Origin of the sequence: Pseudoalteromonas fenneropenaei (genome assembly GCF_042643375.1) — a bacterium.
In the GTDB taxonomy this organism is placed as follows: Bacteria; Pseudomonadota; Gammaproteobacteria; order Enterobacterales; family Alteromonadaceae; genus Pseudoalteromonas; species Pseudoalteromonas fenneropenaei.
Genome location: NZ_JBHRSD010000023.1, coordinates 129,528 through 141,386 on the forward strand (window position 1 = coordinate 129,528; position 11,859 = coordinate 141,386).

Genomic DNA, 11,859 nt, shown 5'->3' on the forward strand with positions numbered 1-11,859 from the left:
GCTATAAAGCCAACGCTTTACGCTGACGTAAAATTTCAAATAAACACACCCCAGTCGCAACTGAGACGTTTAAGCTTGATACCGTGCCGACCATAGGGATCTTCACTAGCACATCACAGTGTTCACGAGTAAGACGACGCATGCCGTCACCTTCTGCACCCATCACTAGAGCTATCGGCCCAGTCAAGTTGGCAGTGAAAATTTCGCTATCGGTTTCACCCGCAGTACCCGCTATCCACACCCCTGCATCTTTTAATTCGCGCAGTGTGCGCGCAAGGTTAGTGACCTGTACCAAAGGCACCGTTTCAGCAGCACCACAGGCAACTTTACGTGCGGTTGCAGTGAGCTTAGCCGACTTGTCTTTTGGTACTATGACCGCGTGTACACCAGCTGCATCGGCACTACGTAAACAGGCACCAAGATTGTGCGGATCAGTCACCCCGTCTAACACCAAAAAGAACGGGGTAGGATTGGCTTCTAAAATCGCATCCAGATCTTTTTCGTTGTAGCTGCGACCCGCTTTAATATTCGCAATAATGCCTTGATGTTGTTCACCATCGGCTTTTTTATCCAGTGCAGCACGCTGCATAAATTGCACTGAAATGCCAAAGCGCCGTGCGTTCTCCAAAATTGGATTTAAACGTTTGTCTTCACGACCCTTCAAGGCATAAATTTCTAAAAAGCGCTCAGGCTCTTTGCTCAAAATCGCTTCCACTGAATGGAAGCCAAAAATCAGTTCACTGCTCACAGTGTCATAACTCCGTTTGTTCGCCCTTGGCGCTTTGCCAATGGCTTAACTTGATTTGGTACGTTTGCGGGCGTTTTTACCTGGCCGTTTAGCCTTAGGTTTTTCTCCGCTTTTTTACTGGCTTTGGTTTTGCCCGCTTTGCTACTGGGCTTGTCTGCTTTGCCACCCTTCTTCGCCGGCTTTTTACCTTTACTTGGTTTACCCGGAATGTCGCCCGCTCTTAATTGCTCGCGAATGCTGCTCGCAGTTTTGGCTGTTGCTTCCGTTTGTCCTTTACTCGCGCGGCGGCGTGCATAACGGTCTGGTAACGCGTTACCAGCCAAGGCAAGATTGATCCGGCGTTCATCTAAACTGACCGAGGCCACTTGCACACTGAGTTTATCCCCCAATCGGAATACCGTGCGACTATGTTCACCAATTAGACATTGTTTAGCACCATCAAAGTGGAAGTATTCCTGACCTAAGGTGCTAATGTGGATCATGCCGTCGATTTGCAGGTCGTCCAAACGCACAAACAAACCAAAATTGGTCACGGACGAGATCACCCCAGTAAACTCGCTGCCAACATGATCTTGCATATATTCGCACTTTAGCCAATCAGCAACTTCACGGGTGGCATCATCAGCGCGGCGCTCAGTCATTGAACACTGCTCACCCAGCTTATTGGCCTCATCGCTTTCATAACTAAAGCCGCCAGACACAATTTGCCCTTGGCTGGCTAACACGGCTTTGATGGCGCGATGCACCACTAAGTCTGGGTAACGGCGAATAGGTGAGGTAAAGTGCGCATACGCAGGCAATGCCAAACCAAAGTGGCCGATATTCTCTGGCTGATATACCGCTTGCTTCATTGAACGCAGCAACATAGTTTGAATCAGTTCAGCTTCAGGGCGCTCACCAATATTATTTAAGGCATTGGCAAGTTCAACCGGCGACGGATCTAACGGTAAGCTATTTTCAATCCCTAAGTCCTGTAAAAACTGGCGGAAGTGGCTGAGCTTTTCTTGATCCGGTTCATCATGGACACGATAAAGCGCTGGCGCTTCATGCTTTTCCAACAACTTCGCAGCCGCTACGTTAGCCAAAATCATACATTCTTCAATCAGCTTGTGGGCGTCATTGCGCACCAGCGGCACTATCGCCTCAATTTTACGCTGCGCATTGAAGATAAAACGGGTTTCAAGGGTTTCAAACTCAATCGCACCGCGCTCTAAACGCGCGCTTTTGAGCGTCATATACATTTGCTGTAAATCTTGCAAATGTGGCACAAGCGCTTGGTATTGTTCACGTAGAGCAACATCGCCTTGCAAAATCGCATGCACTTTAGTGTAGGTTAGACGGGCATGTGAGTTCATCACCGCCTGATAGAATTTGTAACCAGATAACTTACCCGCTTCAGACACTGTCATTTCCGCGACCATACAGAGACGGTCAACGTGCGGATTAAGCGAACATAAGCCGTTAGACAAGACTTTTGGCAGCATAGGGATCACTTGCTCAGGGAAATACACTGAGTTACCGCGCTCAATTGCTTCAAGGTCAAGCGGGCTGCCTTTGGGCACATAATGTGACACATCCGCAATCGCAACCCATAGTCGCCAACCGCCTGATTTTTTGCGTTCACAATAGACTGCGTCGTCAAAATCGCGTGCATCTTCACCATCAATGGTCACTAAAGGTAGCTGGCGTAAATCTACTCTATGCTGTTTTGCTTCCTCCTCGACCTCGGCACCAAGCGGTGCCACTTGGGCCAGCACAGCCTCAGGCCAAACGTGCGGAATATCATGATTACGCAGCGCGACTTCTATTTCCATCCCCGGCGCCATATGTTCGCCAAGTACCTCGGTGACTTTACCGACCGCATTCATTTGTCGAGTCGGGTTTTGTGTCACGCAGACTTGCACCATTTGGTTGTGCCGTGCGCCACCTTCACCACCGGGTATAATCACAATTTCTTGAGTAATGCGCGGATCTTCGGGCACCACAACCGCCATGCCATGCTCTTTGAAAAAGCGGCCAATAATTGGCGTACGCTCGTTGTCCAGCACCCGCACAATACGCGCTTCAACTCGACCGCCAGCACCACGGCTAGCAGCTTTGGCAAGTACCCAATCACCATGTAACACGCCTTGCATTTGGTGCTTGGCGATAAACCAATCTTTAGGTTCACCTTCGACTTCTAAAAAGCCAAAGCCATCCCGATGACCAATCACTTTACCTTTGACTAGGCCATCGTCGGTTGGGATCACATAGCGCTTAAATTTATTGAAATGCAGCTGACCATCCCGCTCCATCGCCCGCAGCCGACGCTTAAACGCGTCCTGACGTTCGCTGTCAAGTACGCGCAAAGCTTGGCACAGCTCAGTAAAGCTGGTGGCTTTGCCTGCTTGTTTGATGTAGTCGAGTATGAACTCGCGGCTCGGTACGGGGTTGTCGTATTTTTCTTGTTCGCGACTGAGGTAGGGGTCTTGATTAGACATGCATGCTCTTTTTCACTGCGTTATGCCCATAGTTTAACGTAAAACCCGCAAAGGCAACAGCAAGCACTATGAAAGTTTTGCGTCAGAAAATAGGACATGCCTTAAGCCACACGGTAGCAATAAGCCTGCAGCTCCTGAATACTGCCGCGTGCGCATTGGTGTAAGGCATGCCAATCAACATCCTGAGTTGCTTTCACCTGCTGCTCCAACGCCGTTAATTGCTGGGCTAGTTCACGCATCCCAAGCGCAGCACTTTCATTGGCTAGGCGATTGAGTTTCTCGGCAAGTGCTTCATGCGCTTCAATATCCGCAAGCCCTTGCAGCTGTGCCAACTCATAATCATAGGTATCTGACAGATACATCAGCTTAGTGTGTAAATACTGACTTTCGACCGCACGCAGTAATTGATCTATTACTTGGGTGTCGAGCAAAGAATTAAATAAATGCGGCACTTCGCCTAAGATCTGACGTAATAAACTATAGAGCGCTTGAGGCTCGATGGGTTTATCTAAACAAGCGATGATCCCCGCTTGTTGATAAGCATATCTGTCTGCGGCGCTGACATCGCCAGTTAACGCAACAAACACTGGCTGCGACATTAACTTTAAGTTCGGCACCACTTTAGCTAGCCATTCAAGCCCATGCCCATCCGGTAAGCGCATGTCCAACAGCACTACGTCAAAAGCGGTTTTTTGCAATTGCTGCGTCGCTTGCGCTAATGATGCGGCAATATGGAAACGACAGTGTGCCTGCTGTAGATAATGTGCAATCACCTTTTGGTTCAGCTCCACATCCTCAATCACTAATACCGCACATTCTCCTTGCACTGAGGTGAACTTAGGATGGGTAACAACCGCTGCACTAGTTGGCTCATGAGCGATCTCCGCATGAATCGTAAAGCGGAAACAACTGCCCTCGCCGACAATCGACTCAACTTGCATACGGGTATTCATATTACTCAGCAACTGCTGACATAGCGCTAATCCTAGCCCTGCGCCATCTGCAATACTTTCTTCAGCTCCACCTGTGACAAATGGGTCAAATAATTTATCCAGCATAGCAGGTGAGATACCGGGGCCGGTGTCAGACACGGTAAAGGTCAGCAAAGGCTTTTCACCATTAAACTCTTCACAGTTTACGGTAAGGAGAATATGGCCTTGCTCGGTATATTTGATTGCATTGGAAAGCAAGTTTTTAATCACTAACTGCAACGGCTCACGTTCGAGTACAAATCGCATACTTTGATAAGCTGGCGCGATTTGATAGCTAAATTGCAGGCCCTTTTGTTCTGCCAAAGGTCGCAGTAAGGTAAAAAGGGGCTCAAGTAAGTTACTTAGTGACAACACATGACTGCGGCTTTGCTGTTGCTCACCTTTAGCTTGCAATAAAACTTGATTAGCTAAATCGGCTAGTGAGACCGCAGCATTTTCAATGATGTCACACAACTGACGGTGTTTGGCTGGCTCATGCGGAACGCGCTTGAGCATATTGGCATGCCCAACGATGGCATTCAGTGGGGTTCTTAATTCATGGCTTAGCATCGCCAAAAAGCGGCTTTTACGTTTGGCATCAAACTCGGACTTTGCCTGTAAGGCTGAGAGCATCGACTCACGCCGACCACTACACAGCAAACACATCGAATAGCTGGCGATAAGCGGTACGATAGCAATAATGATGGTAAACACTTGGTTGGCTTGGGTAGTTGCAAGCACGGTGTCGCCTGCATTAAACCCACCTAATAACACCATCCGCGCAGTGAGCGCGCCCCATATTAGCCAAATCGCAAACATAAAACCGTGCTCAGCAAGACTCCGCTGCTGGGTGCGAGTGGCAGCTAAAATGGCACGTAACGCGATAAACAAACTAACAGAAGAAACCACGTAGTTGAGCGTCAGGCGTACTAGGATATTGCTTTCTACCAAGGTGTACCAAACCCCTATAGGGATACACACGGCCATTAACGCCATCCACATTTTATCTGGCATGGGTTGGCGATAGAACTCCGCGGTACCACTGGCAAAAAAGTAACTGCAAGTAAAAATCAGTAAGTTAGCAAACACAATTGCAAACTCACTAGGTAACTGAGCTTGTAATGCCAGCAACACGTTGCCCGTAGTCAAGCAAATGCCGTACAACGCCCACGCCTTGGTGCCACTCAAGTTATAATGGATACGCCAATTCAGCCACAAAAACGCCGCACTCACAGCTGAGCACAGCGCAATAACAAAATGTACCAGTGAGAGATCTTTCATGACAAAATCGTAAACCAAATACTCAGCAAAACTAAGAATAATGGATTAATTCTATAGTGAATTGCCGAACTATTAAATAGCCAATATTTGGATGTAAGCAAAAATCAAGCCCAGAAATCCGTTATAGCCATCCTTTTTGCTTAGCTATGCGTGCTGCATCGATACGATTACTAGCGCCCAGTTTGGCAATCGCTTCTGATAAATAGTTTCTTACTGTACCTTCACTTAAATAAAGTTTGCTGGCAATTTGTGCCGTGCTTAACCCCTCTTCCGCTAAACGCAGTGCCTTGCGCTCTTTGTCGGTTAATGGATCTGCATCATCGAGCGCATTGATAGCAAGCTCAGGATCAATCACTTTTTGCCCATTCATGACTTTTTTCAGCGCATTGACGAGATAATCACTCGGCGCCTCTTTAAGAATAAAACCCTTTACACCCAGTTCCAGCGCCCGTCGAATATAACCCGCGCGGGAAAAGGTGGTCATGATCACCACTTTAATTTCTGGTCGTGCTTGTTTTAAATGTTGAGCCAGTTCTAAACCTGTCACATCTGGCATTTCAATGTCGGTTAAGACAATGTCAGGTTGCAACTCGTCTGGCAAACTTTGCAAGCTTTGTAGGGCTGCTTTGCCATTGGCGGCCTCCGCCACCACCTGAAACAAGGGCTCCAGACTCAGTAAGGCAGCAATTGCCCCGCGTACCAGCGCTTGATCTTCCACTATCAATACTTTCACTACCACATTACTCCTTTACACGCTAAGCGGTATATGGACATTTACCACCACACCTTGATCATAACGTACTTCGCAGGCGCCATTTAGCGCAGCGATGCGAGCTTGAATACCTTGAATACCGTTGCCAGGAGTCAATTGTTTGTCATCACCATTATCAGCGATTTGCAAATGGTTCTTGTCGCCGTCACTAAAAAGCCGAATAGCCACTTTAGATGCATTACTGTGACGTAGAATATTGGTCCCCGCCTCTTTCACCACCATAGCTAAGGTTGTTTCTTGCTTTGCATTGAGTGTCACTGGCTGTAAATCTAGTTCGACCGTCACCTGCTGAGCTTGTAGAAGCTGCTGTAATTGCTCAATTTCTGCCACTAACCCTTTACGCTTTAAGCCAGTAACAGCCTCACGTACATCGCTTAATAATGCCCTTGCCAACTCAGCAACTTGCACGGACTCGTTCACTGCCCGCTGATTTTGCCCCGCGACCATTAGTTTGCTCGCCAGCTCCGCCTTTAAGGCGATGGATGACAAGGAATGTCCTAACATGTCATGTAAGTCACGCGCAATGCGCTCGCGCTCTGCAATTGCGGCAAGCTGTTCCAGTTGCTGCTGCGACTGCGCTTCTTTTTGGCGAAAAATACGCTCGCGCTGCTCCATCATGCCAAAACTAAATAAACCAATACTCAGAATAAATGCAGGTCCCCAGTAGTAATAACTGGGAATGGGCACCACCACAAAAGCGCTGACCGCGATTGCGACCATTAACATCAACAGTAAGGCAATGCCCTTGCTCCGATTAAAAGAAAAACCACAAAAATAGGCGATAAAGCCATATAAGCTATGCGTGCCGTAGGTCAGATAAGAACCAGCAAGACACAAGAGAGTCATCAACAATAAGACGCTCAGCACTTGCTCGCCACGACGATAGAGGGCAATGCCGTAAAGTAATATAAAGATCAGATAACACAATAACTGCAATAAGACTTCAACAACACTGAAGCTCTTCCAATTCATTATTAAAGGAAAAAAATAGAAACTACTGAAAATGAGCGGACCCCAATTCCAAAATTTACTGCTTCTCCCCGCCAAACTCATCGTATGCGCAGGACTGCGCCAGAGCATCCAAGTCATGGTTTAGTGCCTAACTTATATACATTCATCCATTATATAGTGAGTTGTCGGTTTGCCCAGTGACAACTGTCATCCACTGCAATATTTTATAATTTCAGCTTTTTGCCATATCAAATACTAAGATGCTTGATATGATAGGAAAAAAACTTTGGTGCTGACATGCAACAAAACCAACAAAGTCTAATCTTTTTACATATTGCAGTACTAATGTTCGGTGGTACTGCTCTGTTCTCCAAGCTTATCTCGCTCAGCGCTTTAGATATCACGGTCTATCGTACCGCTATCGCCTTTGCAACCCTCTGGTTGTTGCTAACATTACAACGTAAAGCTATCTTGCTTAACCGTGGCAAAGACTACTTGATTGCATTATTGCTCGGCGCGGTTGTCGGCCTGCATTGGGTCACCTACTTTGCTGGCATGCAATTGGCGGGCGTAGCAACAGGGATCATCGCATTTTTCACCTATCCGGTGATCACTGTATTTTTGGAGCCCCTCTTTGCTAAAAGTAAGCCTCAACGTAAAGATATCATCAGTGCCGCTGTCGTCATCACGGGAATATATCTCTTGGTTCCAGAAGCCAATCTTGGCAATGATGTAACCTTGGGGATCTTAAGTGGTGTGGTTTCAGGCGCACTTTTTGCGCTACGTAACATTTTACAAAAGCGCTATTTCGCCACTTACAGTGGACCTCATGCGATGCTGTATCAAACTTGTATCGCGGCACTATTATTAGCGGGGTTTGTATCCGCTCCACCAAGCCAAGTAGAGAGCCACAACTGGCAACTACTTTTGTTAGCTGGTGTGGTGTTTACCGCTTTACCCCATGCGCTGTTTGCTCATGCCTTACGACATCTTAGCGCAACCACGGCTGGGCTTATCTCTTGCCTACAACCCTTGTATGGAACTTTGCTGGCGTTTATGCTGTTAGCAGAGCGCCCTAACTGGCAAACACTTGTCGGTGGCTTGTTAGTGGTGAGCGCAGCGTTATACGAAACCTGGTCAATCGCAAGGAAAACGGCAAAATCATGAAAGTCTTTGCTCACCGAGGTGCCAGTGGCACATATCCGGAAAATACCTTACCCGCCATCGCTGCGGCTCTCGAAGCTAATGCAGATGGTATTGAACTAGATATCCAAAGCTGTCTTGATGACCTTGTGGTACTGCATGATTCTTGGTTGGACCGCACTACCTCTGGTCAGGGCAAAGTCTCTGAATTCACTTATCAACAACTAGCATTGTTGGATGCTGGCGATGGCAACCCAATCCCGACGTTAGATAGCGTCTTTGCCCTGGTCAAACAGCAGACGATGTTGAATCTCGAATTGAAACATGTCGGTGAACTAAGGGGCTTTATTGCATGCTTAGAGCGCAATCTCGAAAGTGGCTTAATCAATCAACAACAGCTGCTGGTGTCTTCGTTCAATCATCCCATGCTAAAAGCACTTAAGCAGCAATTACCTTGGCTTAAGATCGGCGCTTTAACAGCATCTATACCATTGGATCACGCCGCCTTTGCCAGTCAACTTGATGCTTACAGCGTACATGTCGATAAGGACTTTGTAAGTGCTGAATTTATTGCTGATGCCAAACAACGTGGGCTTAAAGTCTATGCCTATACCGTCGATAAACAAAAAGATATCGACTATCTTAAGGCTATAGGTGTTGATGGGATATTTAGCAATTATCCTTGCCAAACCAAAATGTATTTAAGTATTTAGCGCTGATTGTGATCAGTAAAACAAGAAAAGTTGAGCAGGGCAATCGACAATAAGGAAGGCCCCCATGAGTTGGTTTATGAGTATTTATAAGACAATTGAAGAAACTTTCTTCTTCACCCTAACACGAAAAATCGTCGGCAACTTGCTGTTTGTCTTTGCCTTTCAGATCATCAGTTTTTACTGGCTGTACCAAGTGCTAGATGAAAGCTCTCAGAGGTTGGGCCTATTTTGGCTGCTCGCACTCATCACCTTAGGTGCATTTGCCTTTACCGTCTTCTATATGTGCTTTCTGATAGTCCGCCCAGTACAAGCAATGCGTGATACTTTGGTGCAAATTAATCACCAAGGTAGTAATCTCAATGCGCAGTTACCTCAATTTACCTGTGATGAATTTCGCGACCTTTCCGAGCAATATAATACCTTCACAACTCACCTCAGTGAGCTGTTAAAAGGCAGCTACCAAAGTGCCCAAGCAGCCGCCCAGAGTAGTGAAAATGTCACTAAAGCGATGCAGCAAACGGCAAAGATAAGTGACCAACAGATCCGGGGTGGTGATACTATCATTGCCGCCAGCGATGAAGTCAGTGCAAGTTTGCAAAGTATTGTCGCCAATACCGACAGCGTTTACCAAGCCAATACCGAAAGCCTGCACTTTGTCCGCGGTTCGGCGCAAGAGCTATCTAAGCTGGTCAAAGACGTTGAGCAAATTACCGCTTTGCTTGGCAAATTCTCCACGACAGTAAGTGGCTTACGCGAAAATAGTGAAAACATTCGCAGCATTTTGAAAATGGTTGAGGAATTTTCAGATCAAACCAACTTACTGGCTTTAAATGCCGCTATCGAAGCGGCACGTGCAGGCGAAGCCGGCCGTGGTTTCGCTGTGGTCGCTGACGAAGTGCGCAACCTTTCTGTGAAGGTCAATAATGCAACCCGCCAGATCAGCGAGTTTATCAATCAGATGAATACGCTAGTCAGTGAAACCAATCGAGAATCTGAACAACTGATCAGCCATTCAAGCCATGCGGAGCAAGCCATTAGTGAGACCTCAAAAGGCTTTAGCGCGATGACTCAAGATTTCGCATCAAACCAACAACAACTTGAAGCGATTGTCAGCGCCGTGCATCAACTCGAAACCACCCAAACGCGGACGCATGAAACCGTAACGCAAATTGTCGGCTTAGGTCAGGAAACCAAACAACAGGTCGACCAAGCGGTAAATGACTGCCAACGCGCTCTACAACAGAGCAAGCAAACCCAAAAAGACTTACAACGCTTTGTAAGATAACTAACGTACTGTTCAGTGAGCGTTAGAAATAAAAAATCGGCATGCAAAAAACTTTGCTACCGATTGACTTGAACCAGCAATAAACAACCCCTTTGCCTTGGTTGCAAAGGGTCGAGTACAACTTAAGCGCTAAGCTTAAGCATACACGTTAATATGGTTGCCTAAAGTTGCTGTGGTTGATTTAGCAGGGCTTTGTGCTTGCGCAGTTGACCCTGCGGCTTCAATCAAAGCAAGTGCGGCTCTACCATCTGCTTGCTGTTGCTTTTTAGCCAAAGAAGCGCTGTATACTTCACCACTTTGCCCAGCACCAGACATAACAGGAAGGTTGCTTCCAGAAATATTCATAAGCATGTACCTGACTTTTTTGTTGAATCCACGTAGACTATCGGCCCGATTGAGAAAAACTTTAGGGTAAAAATGCAAGCCGTCATCACACAATTGAACGAAAATCTTAAGCTCTTGTATCGCCAAGCTTTAGACGCCGACCAAAAGCTTGATGAGCTGCACCGCCAAGGTCACGGTAAGTTTACCGCGCTATTTCAAGCCGAAGCTGGCTTTCAGGTAGAAGCGAAACGTTTTAAACCTTATGTCCTTGAGGTTGCTGCCGATGTTGCAGCACTGGCAGAAAGCCAAGAAATTGACCAACAACATCTTGCACAAACCGTGCAAAAACTTCAGCAGCTGCATAATTTACTCGCAAGCTTCAAATAACCTTGCTTGGTGCCAGTTAGCCTGCTTTGCTTGCTGGTACCACTGTATCGTTAAACCATTCCGTTAACAGCCGTTTATCATAGTAAAAGGCGCTGTCGGTACCGAGACGACTGCGGTCCATAAATGCCATGTCTTTCAAGACTTTTTGCTGTTCCGTAAGTAGCACTTTACCCGCTGCATCCTTTAATTCGTAGCTGATCGTCAAACGTGGAAAATGAATTGGCTTAATGATCCTAAGCTCCTGAATACCATAATGAACATCGCCGGCTAAATCGACATCGTCAAAATTCACCGTCAATGTGTATCCTGAGGGTAATTGTTCGGCTAATTTATTGAGATGCTTTTCAAACTGCTCCGCAACGTACTTATGGTAAGACCCTTTAGCTTGATTGGAAGGATATACATCACGATATTTATTAAAGTCCTGCCATTTAACGGCTACAGCCGCTGCATAAGACGACATACTGAGCGAAGCTAAAGCCAAGGTCGCCAAAAAAGATGATAATTTCATCGCTTTCTCCCTTACGGGTAGCTGAAACACCAACTACCTTTCAAAAACTATACTCAATGGCTGAGCATTTTGCTTTTATCTCAAGTAAAAGCTATTCGCTAGCCTATTGCTTAGACAGCATAGCAAGGCATTAGTTTTCACGCAGTATGAAAATGGTTATTTAATGTTGCTAGCAACATACCTATGGCAGCATGGGAATACTTGGGCAGGCTAGAGAGGACAGCTTCGCAGCGTGGTGAGGTCAGAAATGACCGAGGTACGATGCGACAGGGAGGTATTGCAACCCTGAGCTG

At 46.7% G+C, this 11,859-nt stretch carries 10 protein-coding genes and 1 pseudogene; 4 read left to right on the forward strand and 7 right to left on the reverse strand.

The window, feature by feature from the left end; translation table 11 throughout:
* Position 1: 1 nt before the first annotated feature.
* The 5 genes and pseudogenes from rlmB to ACFOEE_RS13860 form a co-directional block, all read right to left on the reverse strand.
* Positions 2–748 (reverse strand): 23S rRNA (guanosine(2251)-2'-O)-methyltransferase RlmB, encoded by a 747-nt coding sequence (rlmB, locus tag ACFOEE_RS13840; RefSeq protein WP_377125290.1) that lies wholly within the window; start codon positions 746–748, stop codon positions 2–4.
* A gap of 45 nt (positions 749–793) precedes the next feature.
* A pseudogene (gene rnr / locus ACFOEE_RS13845) lies at positions 794–3,228 on the reverse strand (ribonuclease R).
* Between the two features lie 101 nt (positions 3,229–3,329).
* Positions 3,330–5,480, reverse strand: coding sequence for a hybrid sensor histidine kinase/response regulator (locus ACFOEE_RS13850; protein ID WP_377125293.1), 2,151 nt, complete (start codon positions 5,478–5,480; stop codon positions 3,330–3,332).
* Positions 5,481–5,601: 121 nt separating this feature from the next.
* Positions 5,602–6,219: a response regulator transcription factor gene (locus ACFOEE_RS13855; protein WP_377125296.1), complete on the reverse strand. Its 618-nt coding sequence runs from the start codon at positions 6,217–6,219 to the stop codon at positions 5,602–5,604.
* A gap of 9 nt (positions 6,220–6,228) precedes the next feature.
* Positions 6,229–7,224 carry a sensor histidine kinase gene (locus tag ACFOEE_RS13860; protein WP_377125299.1) on the reverse strand — a complete coding sequence of 332 codons (996 nt, stop codon included), beginning with the start codon at positions 7,222–7,224 and terminating at the stop codon, positions 6,229–6,231.
* A 276-nt stretch (positions 7,225–7,500) separates the two neighbouring features.
* Here ACFOEE_RS13860 and ACFOEE_RS13865 point away from each other — a divergent pair, with 276 nt between their 5' ends.
* From ACFOEE_RS13865 to ACFOEE_RS13875, 3 genes are all read left to right on the forward strand, one after another.
* Entirely contained in the window at positions 7,501–8,370 is an 870-nt protein-coding gene (locus tag ACFOEE_RS13865) for a DMT family transporter (protein WP_377125302.1), read from the forward strand.
* The gene (locus ACFOEE_RS13870) at positions 8,367–9,059 is read left to right on the forward strand and encodes a glycerophosphodiester phosphodiesterase (RefSeq protein WP_377125304.1); all 693 of its coding nucleotides are present in this window, start codon (positions 8,367–8,369) and stop codon (positions 9,057–9,059) included. Before ACFOEE_RS13865 ends, ACFOEE_RS13870 begins: the two co-directional genes overlap by 4 nt.
* A 64-nt stretch (positions 9,060–9,123) precedes the next feature.
* Positions 9,124–10,344 (forward strand): methyl-accepting chemotaxis protein, encoded by a 1,221-nt coding sequence (locus tag ACFOEE_RS13875; protein ID WP_377125307.1) that lies wholly within the window; start codon positions 9,124–9,126, stop codon positions 10,342–10,344.
* A 135-nt stretch (positions 10,345–10,479) separates the two neighbouring features.
* Here ACFOEE_RS13875 and ACFOEE_RS13880 read toward each other — a convergent pair whose 3' ends face one another.
* Positions 10,480–10,689: a hypothetical protein gene (locus ACFOEE_RS13880; RefSeq protein WP_377125310.1), complete on the reverse strand. Its 210-nt coding sequence runs from the start codon at positions 10,687–10,689 to the stop codon at positions 10,480–10,482.
* Positions 10,690–10,761: 72 nt separating this feature from the next.
* Between ACFOEE_RS13880 and ACFOEE_RS13885 the strand changes: the two genes are divergently transcribed.
* Positions 10,762–11,055: a prephenate dehydrogenase gene (locus ACFOEE_RS13885; RefSeq protein ID WP_377125313.1), complete on the forward strand. Its 294-nt coding sequence runs from the start codon at positions 10,762–10,764 to the stop codon at positions 11,053–11,055.
* Between the two features lie 16 nt (positions 11,056–11,071).
* Here ACFOEE_RS13885 and ACFOEE_RS13890 read toward each other — a convergent pair whose 3' ends face one another.
* A complete protein-coding gene (locus tag ACFOEE_RS13890) occupies positions 11,072–11,566 on the reverse strand; it encodes a DUF3016 domain-containing protein (RefSeq protein ID WP_377125316.1) in 495 nt (164 codons plus the stop codon).
* Between the last annotated feature and the right edge of the window lie 293 nt (positions 11,567–11,859).

What these genes read in the sequence shown, in the direction of transcription:
- ACFOEE_RS13865 (WP_377125302.1), top strand. Translation starts at nt 7,501, where the DNA reads ATGCAACAAAACCAACAAAGTCTAATCTTTTTACATATTGCAGTACTA.
- ACFOEE_RS13860 (WP_377125299.1), bottom strand. Translation starts at nt 7,224, where the DNA reads ATGAATTGGAAGAGCTTCAGTGTTGTTGAAGTCTTATTGCAGTTATTG.
- ACFOEE_RS13870 (WP_377125304.1), top strand. Translation starts at nt 8,367, where the DNA reads ATGAAAGTCTTTGCTCACCGAGGTGCCAGTGGCACATATCCGGAAAAT.
- ACFOEE_RS13875 (WP_377125307.1), top strand. Translation starts at nt 9,124, where the DNA reads ATGAGTTGGTTTATGAGTATTTATAAGACAATTGAAGAAACTTTCTTC.
- ACFOEE_RS13890 (WP_377125316.1), bottom strand. Translation starts at nt 11,566, where the DNA reads ATGAAATTATCATCTTTTTTGGCGACCTTGGCTTTAGCTTCGCTCAGT.
- ACFOEE_RS13885 (WP_377125313.1), top strand. Translation starts at nt 10,762, where the DNA reads ATGCAAGCCGTCATCACACAATTGAACGAAAATCTTAAGCTCTTGTAT.
- ACFOEE_RS13850 (WP_377125293.1), bottom strand. Translation starts at nt 5,480, where the DNA reads ATGAAAGATCTCTCACTGGTACATTTTGTTATTGCGCTGTGCTCAGCT.
- ACFOEE_RS13880 (WP_377125310.1), bottom strand. Translation starts at nt 10,689, where the DNA reads ATGAATATTTCTGGAAGCAACCTTCCTGTTATGTCTGGTGCTGGGCAA.